Annotated in this window: 18 protein-coding genes and 2 riboswitches; of the genes, 9 read left to right on the forward strand and 9 right to left on the reverse strand. The window is 66.6% G+C overall.

Features of this window, described 5'->3' with window-relative positions:
* Positions 1-71: 71 nt before the first annotated feature.
* The 9 genes from IEW85_RS02005 to IEW85_RS02045 form a co-directional block, all read right to left on the reverse strand.
* A complete protein-coding gene (locus IEW85_RS02005) occupies positions 72-485 on the reverse strand; it encodes a hypothetical protein (protein WP_188682362.1) in 414 nt (137 codons plus the stop codon).
* Between the two features lie 159 nt (positions 486-644).
* Positions 645-818, reverse strand: coding sequence for a hypothetical protein (locus IEW85_RS02010; RefSeq protein WP_229658711.1), 174 nt, complete (start codon positions 816-818; stop codon positions 645-647).
* Between the two features lie 26 nt (positions 819-844).
* Complete coding sequence (locus IEW85_RS02015) at positions 845-1,363, reverse strand: flavin reductase family protein (protein ID WP_188682364.1); 519 nt, start codon at positions 1,361-1,363, stop codon at positions 845-847.
* 10 nt (positions 1,364-1,373) lie between these two features.
* On the reverse strand, positions 1,374-1,901 hold the full coding sequence (locus IEW85_RS02020; RefSeq protein ID WP_188682366.1) for a CoA-binding protein: 528 nt from the start codon (positions 1,899-1,901) through the stop codon (positions 1,374-1,376).
* Positions 1,898-3,199 (reverse strand): O-acetylhomoserine aminocarboxypropyltransferase/cysteine synthase family protein, encoded by a 1,302-nt coding sequence (locus IEW85_RS02025; RefSeq protein WP_188682368.1) that lies wholly within the window; start codon positions 3,197-3,199, stop codon positions 1,898-1,900. The genes IEW85_RS02020 and IEW85_RS02025 overlap by 4 nt, the downstream gene beginning before the upstream one ends.
* Complete coding sequence (locus tag IEW85_RS02030; protein ID WP_188682369.1) at positions 3,196-5,286, reverse strand: acetate--CoA ligase; 2,091 nt, start codon at positions 5,284-5,286, stop codon at positions 3,196-3,198. Before IEW85_RS02030 ends, IEW85_RS02025 begins: the two co-directional genes overlap by 4 nt.
* The gene (locus IEW85_RS02035) at positions 5,277-6,197 is read right to left on the reverse strand and encodes an ABC transporter permease (RefSeq protein WP_188682371.1); all 921 of its coding nucleotides are present in this window, start codon (positions 6,195-6,197) and stop codon (positions 5,277-5,279) included. The genes IEW85_RS02030 and IEW85_RS02035 overlap by 10 nt, the downstream gene beginning before the upstream one ends.
* Entirely contained in the window at positions 6,194-7,258 is a 1,065-nt protein-coding gene (locus IEW85_RS02040; protein ID WP_188682373.1) for an ABC transporter substrate-binding protein, read from the reverse strand. Before IEW85_RS02040 ends, IEW85_RS02035 begins: the two co-directional genes overlap by 4 nt.
* A 78-nt stretch (positions 7,259-7,336) precedes the next feature.
* On the reverse strand, positions 7,337-8,218 hold the full coding sequence (locus IEW85_RS02045; RefSeq protein WP_188682375.1) for an ABC transporter ATP-binding protein: 882 nt from the start codon (positions 8,216-8,218) through the stop codon (positions 7,337-7,339).
* Positions 8,219-8,228: 10 nt separating this feature from the next.
* Positions 8,229-8,329, reverse strand: a riboswitch (SAM riboswitch).
* Between the two features lie 244 nt (positions 8,330-8,573).
* Here IEW85_RS02045 and IEW85_RS02050 point away from each other — a divergent pair.
* From IEW85_RS02050 to IEW85_RS02085, 9 genes are all read left to right on the forward strand, one after another.
* Complete coding sequence (locus IEW85_RS02050) at positions 8,574-10,544, forward strand: beta-glucoside-specific PTS transporter subunit IIABC (protein ID WP_188682377.1); 1,971 nt, start codon at positions 8,574-8,576, stop codon at positions 10,542-10,544.
* Between the two features lie 49 nt (positions 10,545-10,593).
* Positions 10,594-12,003 (forward strand): glycoside hydrolase family 1 protein, encoded by a 1,410-nt coding sequence (locus tag IEW85_RS02055; RefSeq protein WP_188682378.1) that lies wholly within the window; start codon positions 10,594-10,596, stop codon positions 12,001-12,003.
* 111 nt (positions 12,004-12,114) lie between these two features.
* Complete coding sequence (locus tag IEW85_RS14260; RefSeq protein ID WP_229658712.1) at positions 12,115-12,210, forward strand: CAT RNA binding domain-containing protein; 96 nt, start codon at positions 12,115-12,117, stop codon at positions 12,208-12,210.
* A 99-nt stretch (positions 12,211-12,309) separates the two neighbouring features.
* Positions 12,310-12,957: a PRD domain-containing protein gene (locus tag IEW85_RS02060; RefSeq protein ID WP_229658713.1), complete on the forward strand. Its 648-nt coding sequence runs from the start codon at positions 12,310-12,312 to the stop codon at positions 12,955-12,957.
* A gap of 107 nt (positions 12,958-13,064) precedes the next feature.
* A riboswitch (SAM riboswitch) is annotated at positions 13,065-13,154 on the forward strand.
* A 6-nt stretch (positions 13,155-13,160) separates the two neighbouring features.
* Entirely contained in the window at positions 13,161-13,952 is a 792-nt protein-coding gene (locus IEW85_RS02065; RefSeq protein ID WP_188682380.1) for a methionine ABC transporter ATP-binding protein, read from the forward strand.
* Complete coding sequence (locus IEW85_RS02070; RefSeq protein WP_229658714.1) at positions 13,952-14,614, forward strand: methionine ABC transporter permease; 663 nt, start codon at positions 13,952-13,954, stop codon at positions 14,612-14,614. The genes IEW85_RS02065 and IEW85_RS02070 overlap by 1 nt, the downstream gene beginning before the upstream one ends.
* Positions 14,615-14,698: 84 nt before the next feature.
* Positions 14,699-15,583: a MetQ/NlpA family ABC transporter substrate-binding protein gene (locus tag IEW85_RS02075; RefSeq protein ID WP_188682382.1), complete on the forward strand. Its 885-nt coding sequence runs from the start codon at positions 14,699-14,701 to the stop codon at positions 15,581-15,583.
* A complete protein-coding gene (locus IEW85_RS02080; RefSeq protein WP_188682384.1) occupies positions 15,580-16,485 on the forward strand; it encodes a MetQ/NlpA family ABC transporter substrate-binding protein in 906 nt (301 codons plus the stop codon). Before IEW85_RS02075 ends, IEW85_RS02080 begins: the two co-directional genes overlap by 4 nt.
* On the forward strand, positions 16,475-17,737 hold the full coding sequence (locus IEW85_RS02085) for an acyl-CoA dehydrogenase family protein (protein ID WP_188682386.1): 1,263 nt from the start codon (positions 16,475-16,477) through the stop codon (positions 17,735-17,737). Before IEW85_RS02080 ends, IEW85_RS02085 begins: the two co-directional genes overlap by 11 nt.
* Positions 17,738-17,739 lie beyond the last annotated feature (2 nt).

The following is a 17,739-nucleotide window of genomic DNA, read 5'->3' on the forward strand; positions in this document are numbered from 1 at the left end:
AGGTCAGGATGAGTCCACCGGTCAGCAGAGCGGCTGCTCACCGGGCGCTGCGACGGCGTCGGGGGTTCTGCTCAGGCATCGTCCCTCACCTCCTGCGAGTTGCGCTGAAGAGCTCGCCCCACCAAGACAGAGAGCAGACCGGCTCCCACCAGCGCGAGCAGGGAGAAGCCGGTCTGTGCGAGCCGTCCGGGGCCCTGGGCGTGTGCCTCCTCAGGGTCGGTCCCCGCCTCAGCAAGTTCCGGCGAGTCCGCCGCGGAGCCGCCCGGACTCTCGGAGCCGTGGGGCGCGTCTGCTTCCGGCGTCGCACCGGGCGCGTCCGAGGGAGAAGGTTCTCTCGGCAGCTCGGAGGATGTCTCATGCCCGTCCCCCGAGATGTGGAACCGCAACCTGCTCGTGGAGTTCTGGGTCTCGTGGGGAGAGTCCAACGGCATACGGGCCTCGACGCGCAGCCAGCGCTCCTCTTCCTCAGAGGAGAAGCTGCCCACCCAGTTAGTCTCGTGCCCCGGGGTGCACCGGGCGGAAGACTGTCATCGCTTCCAGGTCCGCCGGGCACTCCTCCTCGATGGCGCGAGGACCGTGCCGCCGGCCAGAATGGCCTGGATCTTGCGGCGAGGATCACCGCGTTCCACGCTCTCGGCGGGGACCTAGCGGACCACCGCCACAGACCCGCTGGGGATGGTGGGCTCCATGGAGCCGGTGCGGAACATGATGAGGCTGATGTTGAACGTCCAGGCCAGGACCACCAGGAGGATGCAGACCAGCCCCACCAGCGAGGCCGGCCACAGCAGCACCTCCCCGATGAGCCGTCCGAACCTCATAGCCTCAGCCTAGCGCGGCGTTCGGCTCAGACGCGCACAGTCAGCGGGGAGAGTTCTTTGAACTCGCTGCGGTGGAAGGCCACAGGCTCTGCGTCCTCACGTACACCCAGGTCCATCACCTCCAGGACGACCACGTCATGATCGCCCGCGGTGAACTGGGAATGGACGCGCGTGTTCAGCCACATCGGCACATCCTCGAGGATGAGCGCCCCGTCCTCGGCCACGTGATACCCGACGCCGGCGAACCGGTTCTCCCGGTCCTTCGAGGCGATCTGCCGGCACAGGTCCGAGTGCTCCCGCCCGATGACCGAGATGCCCAGGCGGGAGGCGCCGTCACGCAGCTTCGGCCAGGTGGAGGAGGTGTGCTGGACCGCGAAGGTCACCAGCGGCGGCTCCAGGGAGACGCCCACGGTGAAGGTGGAGGCCAGCAGGACCTCCGGCCGGCCGTCCACCTCCGCGGCGACGGTGACCACGCCCTGGGGGAACTGGGAGAAGGCCCGCCGCAGGTCCAGGGGATCGAAGGCGCGGGGCTGCACATCACTCATGGCAACTCCCTCATCCCTCGTCCCGGAGCTGGCGCTTGGCGCTGATGACTCCGGTGTCGAAGCCGCCCAGGTGCAGGTTGCCGTGGAAGCGCCCGTGCTCGATCTTGATGCAGCGGTTCTGCACAGCGTTGAGTCCCAGGTCCGTGGCCTTCTGCATGGCCTCCTCGGAATGGATGCCCAGCTGGACCCACAGAGTCTTGGCTCCGGCCTGGGCGGCGTCCTCGGCCAGCGCCGGCAGATCGGCGGGCTTGCGGAAGGCCACCACTATGTCCGGGGACTCCGGGAGGTCCGACAGGGAGGCATAGCCGGGGCGTCCCAGGACCTCCTTGCCCTCCAGGGCCGGGTTGACCCAGTAGAGCCGGTAGCTGGAGTCCGAGGTCAGATAGGTGCCCACGAAGTAGCTGGCGCGGGCCGGCTTGTTCGACATCCCCACGATGGCCACGGACTCGGCGCTGCGCAGCAGCTGCAGGCGCCGGGCCGGGCCGGGCTCCTCCCAAGCGCCATGGGGGTGATCGGTGTTCTCAACGGTGGCGGTCATGCCTGAGCTCCTTCCAGAGCGGCGGTCAGGGCCTGATCCAGGTCCCAGATGATGTCCTCGACGTCTTCCAGCCCTACTGAGATGCGCACCAGGTCATCCGGGATGCCGGCGGCTGCCAGCTGCTCGGCGTTGAGCTGCTGGTGGGTGGTGGAGGCCGGGTGCAGAACCAGGGTGCGGGCATCGCCCACATTGGCCAGATGGCTGGCCAGCTGCAGCCTGCCGATGAAGTCCGCACCGACCTCGCGGCCGCCCTTCACCCCGAAGCTGAAGACCGATCCCACGCCGTGGGGCAGCAGCTCCTTGCCGCGCTCGTGGTGCGGGTGGGCGGGCAGACCGGCATAGTTCACGTACTCGACGCGGTCGTCGGCGTCGAGCCATTCGGCCACCCGCTGAGCGTTGCTCACATGTTCTTCAATGCGCTGAGGCAGGGTTTCGATTCCCTGGATCAGCTGGAAGGCGGCCTGCGGGGTCAGGCTGGGACCGAAGTCGCGCAGCTGCTCGGCGCGGATCTTGGTGAGGAACCCGTACTCGGCGAAGTTTCCCCACCAGGTCAGCCCGCCGTAGGAGGGGACCTCCTCGGTCATCTGCGGGAAGTTGCCGTTGTTCCACGGGAACGTCCCGGACTCCACGATCACACCGCCCAGGGTGGTGCCGTGCCCGCCCAGGAATTTGGTGACCGAATGGGTGACGATGTCGGCGTCGTGGTCGATCGGACGGATCAGGTATGGGGTGGTCAGCGTGGAGTCCACCACCAGCGGGATGCCGCGCTCATGGGCCACATCGGCCAGGCCGCGCAGGTCCACCACATCGGAGCTGGGGTTGGAGACGATCTCGGTGAAGATCAGCTTGGTGTTGTCCTGGACGGCCGCGGCGAAGTCTTCGGCCTCATCGGAGTTCACAAAGGTGGTCTCGATGCCGAAGCGGCGCAGGCTCACATCCAGCTGGGTGACTGTGCCGCCGTAGAGCTTGGAGCTGGCCACGATGTGGTCGCCCTGCTCGCACAGTGCGGCGAAGACCAGGAACTCGGCAGACATCCCCGACGCTGTGGCCACGGCACCGATGCCGCCCTCCAGCGAGGCGATGCGCTCCTCCAGGGCGGCGACCGTCGGGTTGCCGATGCGGGAGTAGATGTTGCCGAACTTCTGCAGCGCGAACAGGTTGGCGGCGTCGTCGGTGTCCTTGAACACGAAGGAGGTGGACTGGTGGATCGGCACCGCGCGGGTGCCGTAGGTGGCGTCCGGGACGGCGCCGGCGTGCAGCGCTCGAGTGCGGAAGCCGAACGTCCGGTCTTCAGTCATGCTGTGGCCTCTTCTCTCTGGGGTGCTGTCTTCAGGTCCTGGCAGATCTGTTGGATCTGCGGAACACAGGGTTCGTTCTGCAGGCTTGTGGTGTCGCCGAGGGTCTCACCGTCGTGCAGCTGGGTCAGCAGCCGGCGCATGATCTTCCCCGAGCGGGTCTTGGGGACCTCCGGCACGGGGATGACCATGCGCGGCTTGGCCACCGGGCCGATGACCTCACCCACATGGGCACGCAGCTCCGGAAGCAGCTCCTCCTCGGAGCGCTGCTGTCCGCTGCTGCTGAGCACCACGAAGGCGACGGCGGCATGACCGGTGGTGGCGTCATAGCAGGGCGCGACGCCGGCCTCGACCACATCGGGATGGGTCACCAGGGCGGATTCGATCTCGATGGTGGAGAGCAGGTGCCCGGAGACATTGATGGCGTCGTCGATGCGGCCCAGGATCCAGATGTCCTCATCGGCGTCGCGGCGGGCCCCGTCCCCGGCGAGGAACCAGCCGCGGCCGCCCTCGGCCTGGGCGTACTTCTCCCAGTAGGAGGTGTAGAACCGCTCCGGGTTGCCCCAGACGGTCCGTGCCATGGAGGGCCCGGTCCGGGTGACGACGATGTTGCCCTGCACATCGGTGCCGGTGGGAGTGCCGAGCTCATCGACCACGGCGGTCTTCCAACCGGGCATCTCCTGGGCCACCGAACCCGGCTTGAAGCGGGAGGGATCCCGCTGCTCGGGCCTGGGGGAGAGGACCGTGGAGCCGGATTCGGACTGCCACCAGGTGTCCACCAGCGGCAGGGCAGGGGTGCCGTCGGCGGCGATGGAGTCCCGCCCGACCTCCCGGCGCAGCCAGTCGGCGGCCTCCGGGTTCACCGCCTCACCCACTGTGCCGCCCAGGCGGATGGAGGAGAGGTCGTATTCGGCAGGGATTCCTGAAGGCCACCAACCCATCAGTGAGCGGACCAGCGTGGGGGCGGTGTAGTAGCTGGTCACCCGGTGGCGCTGGATGATCTCGAAGTGCCGGCCCGCATGCGGGACGTTCGGCACGCCCTCGTAGATCACCTGGGTGGCTCCGGCGCCCAGCGGCCCGTACATCTCATAGGTGTGGGCGGTGACCCAGGCGAGGTCGGCGGTGCACCAATGGACGTCGGCGTCGCGCTGGTCCGGATCCGGGTGCGCGAACAGCCGCAGGTAGCTGTAGACCGCGCCGGTCAGATAGCCGCCGGTGGTGTGCACCAGGCCCTTCGGCTTCCCCGTGGTCCCGGAGGTGTACATGATGAACAGCGGGGTCTCCGCCTCGAAGAACTGCGGCTCATGCTGGGCGGAGGCGGTGTCCACGATCTGGTGCCACCACACATCGCGGCCCAGCCCGTCCCCGTTGAGGTCCTCGGAGGTCCAGGAGACCTCGCTTCCGGTGCGGCGCAGCACCAGCACGTGCTCGATCTGGTTCTCACCGGCCACGGCGGCGTCGGCGTTCTCCTTCACCGGAACCGCACGGCCGCGGCGGAACTGGCCGTCGGTGGTGACCAGCAGCTTGGCCCCGGTGTCCTCCACGCGGAACTGCAGCGCCTCAGCGGAGAAGCCGCCGAAGACCAGCGAATGCACCGCACCGATCCGCGCGCAGGCCAGCGTGATCACGATGGTCTCCACCAGCACCGGCAGGTAGATGACCACGCGGTCGCCCTGGGTGACGCCGAGGGACTCCAGGGCGTTGGCGGCTCGGTTCACCCTTTCCTGCAGGTCGGCGTAGGTGACGTCCTCACGGTCGCCGGGCTCGCCCTCGAAATGCAGAGCGACGACGTCGCCGCGGCCGGCCTGGACATGACGGTCCACGCAGTTCACCGCGGCGTTGAGCCGGCCGTCCTCGAACCAGCGCATATCCGGGCCCCGCTTGGCCTCAGAGTCCGGAGGGGTCCAGCTGTGGGTGGTGCGGAAGGGGGTGCCCCAGTCCAGGAGACCAGCGGCACGGGCCCAGAAGTCCAGCCGCGCGGCCTCGGCGGTGTCATCGGTCAGGTCCGGCTCATCCCAGGCATGGACGTCCGCTTCCAGCGGGTGCGGGGTCCGGGCGTGTGCGGCTGCGGCGTGTGTGTTCAGGCCCATCTCACCAGTGCCTTTCGTTCGATCACACCGAGCAGAGCGTCGGTGAGCTTGCCCAGCAGTGCCAGCAGAACGATCGCCAGCAGCAGGCGGTCGGTGCGGCCGTTGTTCTGCGATTCGGTCAGCAGGAACCCGAGTCCCTCGGCCGCGGCCAGCAGCTCGGCGGCCACCAGGAACAGCCAGGCCTGGGCCAGGCCGAGGCGCAGCCCGGAGAAGACCGGCGGGACCACTGCGGGCAGCTGGACGGTGCCCAGCAGTCGGATGCCGTGGAAGCCGAAGGCGCGCCCTGCCTCCACCAGCTGCGGATCCACGTGACGCAGCGCCGAGTGCACCGAGGTGAAGACCGGGAAGAAGGCGCCGATGGCGATCAGCAGGACCTTGGAGTCCTCGCCGATTCCCACCCAGAGCAGCAGCAGCGGAACCCAGGCCAGCGAGGGCACAGCGCGGAAGGCACCCACAGTGGGGTGCAGCAGGTGGTCGGCGATCTTGGACAGGCCCAGCAGCGAGCCCAGCGCCAGTCCGGCGCCGGCGCCGATGGCGAAGCCCAGCAGCACGCGCTGCAGGGAGATGCTCATATGTTCGGCCAGCAGCCCGGATTCGAAGAGCCCGACGCCGGCCTCGTAGACGTCCATCGGCGGGGGCAGCTGGATGGGGGAGAAGATCTCCAGGGATTCGGTGACCAGCCACCACAGTGCCAGCAGCGCCACCGGCACCACAGAGCCTACGGCGAATTTGGCCAGTGGGTTCAGTCCCTCGCGGGGTGCCTTGGCGGGCTTGGTCTGAGCGGAGCCGGCGTCGCCGCTGTGCGGATCGGAGACCCGGTTCTGTTCAGCGTTCGCCTCCGCAGCGATGCCCGCGGCAACATTGCTGCCGGGGGTGTCATGGCTGGGGGACTGGGTGTGGAGCGGGCTCATGCGTCGTCCTCATCCTCTGCGATGTCGGCCTCATGGGCGGCGTCCTCGGACCCCTCGGCGTCGGTGGGCTCAGCCTGCTCGGCGTACTCGGTCCAGAACAGCTCCTCCAGGGCCTCGTCCACCTGCTCCTCAGTGTCCACGTCGCCGTTCTCCACGAAGAACGGGCCGACGGGCTCCAGAGACCCGTGCAGGTCATCGCCGGGCACCGGGCTGATGTCGAAGTTCACGCGCTCATCGAGGACCAGCTCAGCGACCTCGAGGTCGATGCCCGCGTGCTCAGCCAGGATCTCCGCGGTCTCCTCCGGGTTCTCCTCGGCCCACTGGCGGGCCTGCTCGTAGACATCGGTCACCGTCTGGGCGACCTCCGGGTAGTCTTCGAGGAAGTCGGCGGTGGCGTTCACCGTGCTGTAGGTGTTGAAGTCGACATCGCGGTGGACCAGCTCGGCTCCGGCGAGCTCGGCGTCACCCATGATCGGGTCCAGCCCCATCCAGGCGTCGACGTCGCCGTTCTCCAAGGCTTGGCGGCCGTCGGCGTGCTGAAGGGACTGAACCTCCACATCGTCCAGGGTGAGGCTGGCCTCGTCGAGGGTCTGAGCCAAGAAGAAGAACGGATCGGTGGCCAGGGTGGCGGCGACTGTGGCGCCCTCGAGGTCATCAGGGCCCTGGACCTCGGAATCCGGCTGCGCCACCAGTGCGGCCCACTCCGGCTGGGACTCGACGTAGAAGGTATGCACGTCTGCACCCACCGAGCGGTTCAGCAGAGCCGCCGAACCTGCAGCGGAGCCGACGTGCAGATTGCCGGCGCGCAGGTTCTCGTTGGCCTGGTTGGAGCCATGGGACTGAACCCATGTGACCTCGGTGCCCAGATCGTCCAGCTCCTCTTCCAGCCAACCGTGTTCCAGGATGATCAGGGAGAGCGGGTTGTAGGTGGCGAAGTCGATGTTGAGGACCTCGAGCTCGCCGTCACTCTCGCCGCCGCAGGCGGTGACCAGCAGCATCACGGCAGCTGCGCCGGAGACAGCCTGGGCGGAGCGGGGGATGCGGCGGGCAGTGCTGGGCATGGGAGAGCCTTTCGGGATGTGAGTGTGGGACGGTGCAACAGCCGTCCGGGGTGGAGTCTGTGCAGGGGATGGCCAGCGTCAGCGGCTGTGGGCTTCTACGCCCAGTCCGGAGAGGAGGTCTTCGCGCAGAGCGGTCACTTCGGCGGAGGAACGGGCGCGGGGGCGCCGGCCCGGCACGGTGAGCAGGCGGGAGATGGTCGCACCTTCGGGGGCGCCGCCTGGCTCCTGAGCCGGCTCGGCCGGTCCCAGCAGCAGGATGCGGTCGGCCAGCTGCAGGGCCTCGTCGACGTCGTGGGTCACCAATAGGACAGTTGTGCCGGTCTGGGCGTGGACGTCGAGGAGCAGATCCTGCATCTTCAGGCGGGTCAGGGCGTCGAGCGCACCGAAGGGTTCGTCGAGCAGCAGGACGCCGGGGCGGCGAGCCAGGGCTCGGGCCAGCGAGGCGCGCTGGGCCATGCCCCCGGAGATCTCCCGCGGACGCAGGTGCGCTCGGTCGCTCAGGCCGACCAGCTGGAGGAGCTCATCCACGCGTTCGCGGCCCTCAAGTTTGGACAGGCTGCGGGGCAGGCCCAGGGCGACGTTCTTCCGGATGGAGCGCCAGGGCAGCAGGCGCGGCTCCTGGAAGCCGACGGCGGTACGCTCGTCATAGCGCCGGACCGGCTCCCCGCCGATGAGGATCTCACCCTCATGGCCGGTGTCCAGGCCTCCCACCTGGCGCAGCAGCGTGGACTTGCCGCAGCCGGAGGAGCCCAGGACGGCGATGACCTCGCCGGGCCGGATCTGCAGGGTGACATCGCGCAGGACGGTGCGCTCGCCGAAGGTCCTGCCCACGTGGACGAGATCCACAGTGAGCGAGGGGGGCGATGCCGTGGGCGCCGGAAGCGGCGAAGGGGCCACGGGTGCGCTGTGCTCAGCGAAGACGGCGGCGTCGCGGTCCAGAGTGGGTGCGGACGAGCCCATAGGAAAATCACTCCCATCGATCCTGGCGGTAGCACCTTTCGAGAAGGGGTGACTTCTCGGTGGTTGCTGCGGCGTCGCAGAGCCAGATCTCTCAGCCGCTCGGGATGGTTACCTGCCCAGAGTACGCTCCGGGCGGCGAGGAGATCAAAGTCTCGCTGTCATGTCGGGACACACTCACAGTTGCCCACATCACATCAGGGGTGTACTGTTGCTCGTCAGAAATAGGTAGCAGGGTTGTTACTTTCGAGACCTCCGGTTCGCTGGAGTTCTGTGAGGCAAGACCTGAGACATCACGTCACACGTGTGTCTCGGGTCTTTTTTTTGTGCCCGGAGTAGGGCGTGAGGAGTGATCATGATGGCCGCCAAGACGGATCATGCGCAGCTGGCAGAGGGCATACTCGAGCGGGTCGGCGGTGCCGAGAACGTCGATTCGGCATTCCACTGCGCAACCAGGCTGCGCATGCACCTCAAGGACAGCACCGCCGCGGATCAGCAGGCCGTGGGAGAGCTGCCCGGTGTGCTCACCGTGGTGGAGGCCGGAGGGCAGTTCCAGGTGGTCATCGGTGATGAGGTGGGCAAGGTGCACCAGGCCTTGGTGCGCCATCTCCCGGAGGGGGAGCCCTCCCAGAAGCAGGAGCAGGAGCCGGATTCCGCAGGGGAGAAGTGGAACCTGTTCGAACAGTTCATCCAGATGATCTCGGCGATCATCACGCCGATCATCTGGCCGCTGGCCGGCGCTGGCCTGTTCAAAGCGTTTCTGGTCCTGTTCACCACGCTCGGGTTGCTGGACCCGGAGGGGACGACCCACCTCATCCTGGATGCCGCATCCGATGCGATCTTCTACTTCCTCCCGCTCTTCTTGGCGGTGACGGCGGCCAAGCGATTCGGTGCTGACCAATTCATCGCCATGGCCATCGCCGGAGCGCTGGTGTACCCCAATCTGGTCGAGGCTCAGCAGGCCGGGGAGTCAGTCACCTTCTCAGGGATCCCCGTGGTGCTGATGGACTACTCCGCCTCAGTGATTCCGATCCTGGTGGCCACATGGCTGTTGGGTCATCTTGAGCGGCTGCTGGACAAGATCCTGCACTCCTCGATCCGGAACTTCACCAAACCGCTGATCGCTCTGCTGGTCATGGTGCCGCTGATCCTGATGACGGTCGGGCCGATCACCACCTTCGCCGCGCAGGGTATGGCCGGAGGGATCACCTGGCTGTTCGACGTCGCGCCCTGGCTGGGCGGGATGATCATGGGCGGCATCTGGCAGATCCTCGTGATCTTCGGTCTGCACTGGGGCTTCGTCCCCATCTTCCTCAGCGATCTGGGATCGGTCGGTCACGTCGTCATGCTGGCACCGCTGATGCCGGCGGTGCTCGCCCAGGGAGCGGCGACCTTGGCCGTCTTCCTGCGCACACGCAGCGCGGCCCGACGCCAGGTCGCCGGCTCCGCATCACTGTCCGGGCTGTTGGCCGGAGTCACCGAGCCTTCGATCTATGGTGTCAACCTCCCGCTGAAGAAGCCGCTGTACTTCGGCGTGGTCGGCGGAGCCATCGGTGGAGCGATCAGCGCCCTCGGGGGCAGTGCCTCGACCTCATTCGTCTTCCCCTCCTTCCTGGCCTTCCCCGCGTTCCTCGAGGTGGGAAGCTTCACCCTGCTGGTGGTCGGCGTGGCCGTCGCCATGGTCATCAGCTTCACCCTGACCTACTTCTGGGTCGACCGGGAGGCTGACCCGTCGGAGTCTGCCGCATCAGTGACAGGGCCGCCGGTTGATCAGCCTGCTCCACAGCCTCAACGCTCCTCCGTGGTCACCGGAGGCTCCCCTGCGGTCGGGTCGGGCTCTTCAGGGGCCGGCCGAGTGCGCAGCGCAGAGCCGGGAGTCGTAGAGATCCATGCTCCTTTCCTCGGACGCCTGATCGAGCTCTCCAGCGTCGGTGACAAGGCCTTCGCCTCTGGCGCCCTCGGCGACGGTGTGGGGATCGTCCCGGAATCGGACGGAGTCGTCTCCCCGGTGGAGGGCACGGTGGTGTCTGTGGCCTCATCCGGGCATGCTTACGGAATCAAGACCGCCGAAGGCGTCGAGATCCTCATCCATATCGGCATCGACACCGTGCAGCTGAAGGGACTTCATTTCAGCCCTGCGGTGTCTCAGGGAGACCACGTGGACATCGGCCAGCAGCTTGCTGCCGTGGACTTCGACGCGGTCTCCGAGGCGGGGTATGACATCACCACTGTGCTCACGGTGACCAACAGCGACAGCCTGACCGACGTCGTCGCTGAGGGGGCCGGCGAAGCTGTTCCGGGCGCCGTCATCATCACCGTGACACCCTGATCTCGGCCGCCTCACAGCGCTCCATCCTGCACACGAAAGGAAACCAGACATGACCAACTTCCCCCACGATTTCCTCTGGGGCGGGGCGACTGCCGCCAACCAGATCGAAGGCGCCTATGACCAGGGAGGAAAGGGCCTCTCCATCCAGGATGTGTTGCCCCAGGGAGCGCTGTTCCCACCGGTGGAGCAGCCCACGCCGGATAACCTGAAGTTGGAGGCCATCGACTTCTACCACCGTTATGCCGAAGACATCGCGCTGTTCGCGGAGATGGGCTTCTCGGCCTATCGCTTCTCGATCGCCTGGAGCCGGATCTTCCCCCAGGGCGATGAGGAGAGCCCCAACGAGGAGGGGCTCGCCTTCTATGATCGGGTGCTCGACGAACTCGAGAAGCACGGCATCGAACCAGTCGTCACCATCTCCCACTACGAGACTCCGCTGCATCTGGCCCGTGAGTACGACGGCTGGACGGACCGGCGGATGATCGGATTCTTCGAGCGGTACGCTCAGGTGCTCTTCGAGCGGTACGGTTCGCGGGTCAGATACTGGCTGACATTCAACGAGATCAATGCGATCCTCCATATGCCGCTGCAGGCAGGAGGCATCCTCACGCCGAAGGACCAGCTGCGCAGTCAGGACCTCTACCAGGCCATCCACCATGAGCTGGTCGCCTCGGCCCGGGTGACCCGGCTGGCTCACCAGATGATGCCGGAGGCTCAGGTGGGCTGCATGATCATCGCCATGCCCACCTACCCGCTGAGTCCTCGTCCGGATGATGTCCTGGCCGCCCTCGGTGCCGAACAGGCGAACTACGCCTTCGGCGACGTGCACTGTCGAGGAGAGTATCCGGGATACTTCCTGCGCGTCCTGCGTGAGCAGGGTGTCGAGTTGGAGATCACCGATGACGATCGTCAGGACCTGAGGAACACGGTGGACTTCGTGTCATTCAGCTATTACATGAGTGCCTGCGAGACCGCCGATGAGTCCCAGCGGATACCGGGCCGGGGCAATGTCATCGGAGGAGTGCCCAATCCACACCTGGAAGCCTCCGAATGGGGTTGGCAGATCGACCCGGTGGGTCTGCGGATCGCACTCAACGACTATTGGGATCGGTGGCAGAAGCCGCTGTTCATCGTCGAGAACGGGCTGGGAGCCCAGGACCGGCTGGTCGAGGTCGACGGAGTGATGACCGTGGAGGATGACTACCGGATCGCCTACCTCAACGATCATCTCTACCAGGTGGGGCAGGCTCTTGAGGACGGAGTCGACGTGCTCGGCTATACCAGCTGGGGGTGCATCGACCTGATCAGCGCAAGCACCGCCCAGATCTCGAAGCGATACGGATTCATCTATGTGGACCGGAACGAGGACGGCAGCGGGACTTTCCAGCGGTACCGGAAGAAGTCCTTCCATTGGTACAAAGAGACCATCGCCGCTGGTGGAGCGAATCTGACCGGTTGAGAGCTCAGGCCGGGCTGGACGGGCCGCTGTCAGAGGACGCAGCTCCAGCGGCGGCCGGCCCGGTCTGTTCCGGCTCGGTCTGATCCGGGTCAGTCGAGAGAGGCGGCAATCATGGAAGTCCTGAGGACCTTCAACAACAACGTCATCCTTGCGCGGTCTCCGCAGGGTCAGGACGTGGTGCTGACCGGGCGAGGACTGGGTTTCTAAGCCAAACCTGGTCAGAAGGTCGACGAGTCGAAGATCGTCCAGGTCTTCGCGCCGGTGGACGGCCGTGATCCTGACCATCTGGGCCAGCTCGTGGCCGCGGTGCCTCCTGAGCACATGAAGCTCAGCGTGGAGGCCTTCGCCGCCGCGGGACTCAGCCGGCTGATCGACAGTAGTCCCTCGCTGGTGGTGACGGTGGCGGACCACATCAGCTTCGCGATCAGGCGGATCAGAGATGGGATACAGGTGACCTATCCCCTGGAGGCGGAGGTCGCTCATCTGTATCCGAAGGAGCTGGAGCAGGCCCGCCACGTGCTCACCGCGCTCAACAGAGCCGCTGAGGTGGAACTCCCCGACGGGGAGGTGGTCGCCATCGCCATGCATATCGTCAACGCCGGGTTCACCAGCGGGGACCTGTCCTACACCTACACGATGACCGGCCTGCTGCATCAGCTCCTCGAGGTGGTCGGGGACACGTACGGCTGCACGCTGGAGACATCGAGCATCTCTGTGGCTCGGTTCATCACACATCTTCGCTATCTCTTCGTGCGCATCGCCTCAGGGAAGCAGCTCGAGGACAACGCCTCGGCCGTGGCCACAGCGATCATGGACGGTGATCCTCAGGCGTACCGCTGCGCAGAACGGGTGGCGACTCTGCTCGAGCTGCGTCTGGACACCACCATCTCTTCAGACGAAGTCGCCTACCTCGCCCTCCATATCGCCCGTGTGACGTCTGACCCGCGGACATGACGGCTGTGCATGTGACCTCCTGTGACGGGAGCGACCTGACGATTTGGCGCTCTGCGCCTCCTGGGCCTTAGAGTTGGACACCGGCTGATCATGCAGATGTTCGGCCGAGACCATCCAGAGCGACTGAGAGATCTGGCTCGAAGACGTCGCAGCAACCACCCCGCGGGGCCCGGTGCTAACGCCAGGAACGATGGAGAGTGTTCATGATTTCTCTGCGCAATGTCACCACCGCCTTCGCCGCTCGCGGCAAGGATCCGGTGATCGCCGTCGAGGACGTGAGTCTGGAGATTCCGCAGGGGAGCATCCAGGGCATCATCGGCTTCTCCGGCGCCGGCAAGTCGACTCTGCTGCGCAACATCAACCTGCTCGAGCGCCCCACAGTGGGCGAGGTCGAAGTGGCCGGCATCGAGCTGACCTCCCTGGACGATGAGGAGCTGCGTCAGGCCCGGCACCAGATCGGCATGATCTTCCAAGGCTTCAACCTGGTGAACAACCTGACGGTGCTCCAGAACGTGGAGCTCTCGCTGAAGTTCGCCGGCGAGCGGAACAGGAGCGTCCGCCAGGTCCGTGCGGCCGAGGCGCTTGAAATCGTGGACATCACCGAGAAGGCCACGTCCTACCCGGCCCAGCTCTCCGGCGGTCAGAAGCAGCGGGTGGCCATCGCTCGCGCCCTGGCCACCCGTCCGGAGGTGCTGCTCTGCGACGAACCGACTTCCGCGCTGGACCCGTTCACCACCGCCACTGTCCTGCAGTACCTGGCCGATGTGAACCGGGACCTGGGCATCACCGTGGTGATCGTGACCCACGAGATGGAGGTCATCAAGGCCCTGGCCGATGACGTGGCCGTGATGGAGGGCGGAAGGCTGGTGGAGAAGTTCCCCTCCGCCGACCTGCACCGCGAGGACTTCACCCCGGAGACCTCCATCGGGCGCTATCTGATGAGTGAGGGCATCAGCGTGGACCGCGGCCTGAGCGCAGCAGGAGGTGCCCGCTGATGGAACGCGTCGTCGAACTGCTGCCCGAGCTCACCGAGGCGATGCTCCAGACCTTCGCCATGATCGGCGTCGCCATCCCCCTGGCCGTGCTGCTGGGCACGCCTGTGGGGATCTGGCTGTTCATCCACGCCCCGGGCGGGATCGCCCCGCTGCCCAAGACCCATGCGGTGGTCAGCGGGATCGTCAACACCATCCGGTCGTTCCCCTTTCTGATCCTGCTGATCGCGATCATCCCCTTCACCCGCCTGCTGGTGGGCACCACAGTGGGGACCGCAGCGGCCATCGTCCCGCTGACCATCAACGCGATCCCCTACTTCGCCCGACTGGTGGAGCAGAACATCACCCAGCTCGGCACCGGTGCGGTGGAGGCATCCCGCGCCATGGGGGCGACCCGTGGACAGATCATCCGCAACGTCCTGCTGGTGGACGCCAAGCCGGCGATCATCGGCTCGATCACCATCACCACCGTCAGCTTCATCTCCTACTCGGCCATGGTCGGCCTGGTGGGCGGCGGCGGCATCGGCGACTTCGCCATCCGCTACGGCTACTACCGGTATGAGACCGACGTGATGCTGGTGGCCATCGTGCTGATGGTCCTGCTGGTCACTCTGGTCCAGTGGAGCGGCACCCGCGTGGCCCGCCTCACCGACAAGCGTGTCTGAGACGCGCCTCTCCCCACTTCTCACCCACGCCCAGTCTGCTCACCGGCTGCGGCGCACCGAAGCCCAACACGAAAGCAGAACCTCATGAGCGATCACTCGTACGCCCCTGCCCGCCTGAAGCTGACCGCGGCCGGCGCCGCCGCCCTGATGGCTGTCTCCGGATGCGGGCTGGCCGGTGACGATGAGAACACCATCAGCATCATCGTCACCGAATCCGCCCCCTTCCAGGAGCCCACGGAGATCGCCGCGGAGCTGCTGGCCGAGGAGGGCTACGAGCTGGACATCCGCTACGTCACCGACATCAACATCCCCAACCAGTCGGTGCAGGACGGCGAATACGACGCCAACTACTTCCAGCACCTGGCCTACCTGGAGAACTTCAACCGGTCCAACGACACCGACATCGCCCCAGCCTTCTCGGTCTACTACGCCCCGGCCGGCATCTTCTCCCTGGAGCATGACTCCCTGGAGGATCTGCCCGACGGCGCCCAGCTGAACCTGCCGGTGGACCCCTCCAACAACGGCCGTGCCCTGCAGCTGCTGGCCGATGAGGGTCTGATCGAGATCGATGAGGACGTCCCGGTGATCGAGCTCACCCAGGGCGACATCACGTCCAACCCCAAGAACCTCGACTTCGTCGAGACCGACCAGCAGGAGGGCGCCCGCGCACTCTCCGACGTCGACGCCGGCTTCGCCTTCGTCCGTCTGGTGGCCGAGGCAGGCCACGACGTCGGAGACACCGAGCTGGCCATCGAGGACGGCCGCGACGAGGTCCGCACCCCCTTCACCTGCGTGGTGGCGGTGAACCCGGATGACGTCACCAGCGAGGAGGCCGAGCTGCTGCAGGAGGCCTTCCAGTCTGAGGAGGTCGAGCAGTGGTTCGAGGACTATCAGGGCGGCGTCGTGGACTATGACGGCTCCATCGCCATCGACAACGCCGAGGAGACCTGGCAGGAGTTCCAGGGATGAGCCGCAGCGCATCCGGTGCGGCCGGCTCCGCGGTGCTCTCCCGGCGGCAGTTCGGCCGCGGGGTGCTCGGACTGAGCGTCATGGCCGGCGTCGGGAGCCTCACCTCCTGCGGGTTGGTCGGTGATGACCGGCGCATCCGCATCATCGTCACCGAGAACGCCCCGTTCCAGGAGCCTACTCAGATCGCCGAGCGGATCCTCGAAGATGAGGGCTGGACCTTCGAGGCCACCTACGTCACCGACATCATCCAGCCCAACACAGTGGTGGACAACGGCGAGTACGACGTCAACTTCTTCCAGAACATCAGCTATCTGCGCCAGTTCAATGAGGACAACGACCTCGATCTGGAGCCGATCTTCTTCATGTTCGAGCAGCCCTCGGGCATCTACTCCTCCCAGTACGACTCCCTGGAGGATCTTCCCGACGGCGCCCAGGTGGCGCTTCCGGTGGACACAGCCAACAACGGCCGCGGCATCCGGCTGCTGGCCCGAGCCGGGCTGATCGAGATCGACGAGTCCAGATGGGTGGCCGAGCTCAGCACCCGCGACATCACGGAGAACCCGCGGAACCTGGAGTTCGTGGAGGTCGACCAGCAGTCGGTGGGCCAGGTCTACCCCGACGTCGACGCCGTCTTCGGCTTCGCCCGTCTGCTCGCCGAGATCGACGTCATGCCTGATGAGGTCCTGATCATGGAGACCGAGGAAGAGGCGCTGCCCTTCGCGCTGACGGTCTGCGCGCGCCCCGGATTCCGCGAGGAGGAGCCGGAGAAGTACGAGGCGCTGAGATCCGCCTATCACTCCGATGAGGTGCGGGAATGGTACGGCGAGTATCTCGACGGCCTGCTCACCCCGGCCTTCGACCGAGACATCGATTCCGCCTGGGAGGACGTCAATGAGCAGTGAGAAGACCCAGCTCCCCGAGGAGCTGCTGGAGGAGATCGCCGCAGGTGCGGTCCACCGGGAGCTGGAGCGCGAGCTTCCCTTCGAACCCATCGAGAAGCTCGACGCCGCCGGCTTCGGTGCGCTGCGGGTCCCGGCCGAATACGGCGGCCCGGGGCTGAACATCGAGCAGCTGGTGGCCCAGCTGATCCGTCTGGCCGAGGCGGACTCCAACGTGGCCCACCTCTACCGCGGGCACTTCGGTTTCGTGGAGGCCATCCGCTTCCAGCCCGAGGAGGTCCGCGCCCACTGGTACTCCCAGGTGCTGGCCGGAAAGACCGTGGGCAACGCCTCCACCGAGAAGGGCGGCAACGCCCTGGGCGAGCTGAACACGGTGCTGACCGAGGAGGACGGGAAGTCTCTGCTGACCGGAGAGAAGTTCTACTGCACCGGCACGATCTTCTCCGACTTCACCCGGGTCTCAGCCTCCCGCGCGGAGGGCGGACGGAAGTTCGCCGTCGTCGCCGTGGATGCCCCGGGCGTGACCGTCCACGACGACTGGGACGGCTTCGGCCAGCGGCTCACCGGCACCGGAACCACCGAGTTCGACCGCGTGGAGGTGGCACCCCACGGCGTGCTGGACCGCGTGGTGGGCGGCCATGAGGCCGTCCATGAGGCAGCCTTCTTCCAGCTCTATCTGCTGGCGGCCCAGGTGGGCGTGGCCAAAGCCGCAGTCCGCGACGCCGCCGCACTGGTGGCCAAGCGCAAGCGCACCTTCAACACCTCCGGCGGCGGGCAGCTGTTCAAGGATGATCCGCTGATTCAGCAGATCATCGGCACGATGTCGGCCAAGACCTTCGCCGCCGAGGCCACAGTGCTCGAAGTGGCCCGCATCCAGGACCGCGCCCTGGCGGCCGGTCTGGCCGCAGGAACCGACCGGCGCGACTTCAGCGGGGATCTGCCCGAGGAGGTCTACGACGCCGAGATCGCTGTGGAGAGGGCCCACGTCTCGGTTCCGGAGCTGGTCATCGGGGTCACCCAGGAGCTCTTCCAGACCGTGGGAGCCTCGGCCACGATGCGGCCCAAGGCCCTGGACCGGCACTGGCGCAATGCCCAGACCATCGCCACGCATAACCCGATCGTCTTCCGCGCACGCTCGATCGGCGACTACGAGATCAACGGCACGCTGCCGGAGGGGCTGAACGCCATCGGAGATGCCCAGAAGACTGACACCCCGGGGACTGAGGTCCAGGGGACGACTGAGGAGAAGAACTGAGC

The organism is Nesterenkonia cremea, from assembly GCF_014642675.1.
Taxonomy (GTDB): Bacteria; Actinomycetota; Actinomycetes; order Actinomycetales; family Micrococcaceae; genus Nesterenkonia; species Nesterenkonia cremea.

Bases quoted from the DNA above. Each gene is read 5' to 3' on its own strand.
- IEW85_RS02010 (WP_229658711.1), bottom strand. From the start codon at position 818: ATGAGGTTCGGACGGCTCATCGGGGAGGTGCTGCTGTGGCCGGCCTCG.
- IEW85_RS02015 (WP_188682364.1), bottom strand. From the start codon at position 1,363: ATGAGTGATGTGCAGCCCCGCGCCTTCGATCCCCTGGACCTGCGGCGG.
- IEW85_RS02020 (WP_188682366.1), bottom strand. From the start codon at position 1,901: ATGACCGCCACCGTTGAGAACACCGATCACCCCCATGGCGCTTGGGAG.
- IEW85_RS02025 (WP_188682368.1), bottom strand. From the start codon at position 3,199: ATGACTGAAGACCGGACGTTCGGCTTCCGCACTCGAGCGCTGCACGCC.
- IEW85_RS02030 (WP_188682369.1), bottom strand. From the start codon at position 5,286: ATGGGCCTGAACACACACGCCGCAGCCGCACACGCCCGGACCCCGCAC.
- IEW85_RS02035 (WP_188682371.1), bottom strand. From the start codon at position 6,197: ATGAGCCCGCTCCACACCCAGTCCCCCAGCCATGACACCCCCGGCAGC.
- IEW85_RS02040 (WP_188682373.1), bottom strand. From the start codon at position 7,258: ATGCCCAGCACTGCCCGCCGCATCCCCCGCTCCGCCCAGGCTGTCTCC.
- IEW85_RS02045 (WP_188682375.1), bottom strand. From the start codon at position 8,218: ATGGGCTCGTCCGCACCCACTCTGGACCGCGACGCCGCCGTCTTCGCT.
- IEW85_RS02050 (WP_188682377.1), top strand. From the start codon at position 8,574: ATGGCCGCCAAGACGGATCATGCGCAGCTGGCAGAGGGCATACTCGAG.
- IEW85_RS02055 (WP_188682378.1), top strand. From the start codon at position 10,594: ATGACCAACTTCCCCCACGATTTCCTCTGGGGCGGGGCGACTGCCGCC.
- IEW85_RS14260 (WP_229658712.1), top strand. From the start codon at position 12,115: ATGGAAGTCCTGAGGACCTTCAACAACAACGTCATCCTTGCGCGGTCT.
- IEW85_RS02065 (WP_188682380.1), top strand. From the start codon at position 13,161: ATGATTTCTCTGCGCAATGTCACCACCGCCTTCGCCGCTCGCGGCAAG.
- IEW85_RS02070 (WP_229658714.1), top strand. From the start codon at position 13,952: ATGGAACGCGTCGTCGAACTGCTGCCCGAGCTCACCGAGGCGATGCTC.
- IEW85_RS02075 (WP_188682382.1), top strand. From the start codon at position 14,699: ATGAGCGATCACTCGTACGCCCCTGCCCGCCTGAAGCTGACCGCGGCC.
- IEW85_RS02080 (WP_188682384.1), top strand. From the start codon at position 15,580: ATGAGCCGCAGCGCATCCGGTGCGGCCGGCTCCGCGGTGCTCTCCCGG.
- IEW85_RS02085 (WP_188682386.1), top strand. From the start codon at position 16,475: ATGAGCAGTGAGAAGACCCAGCTCCCCGAGGAGCTGCTGGAGGAGATC.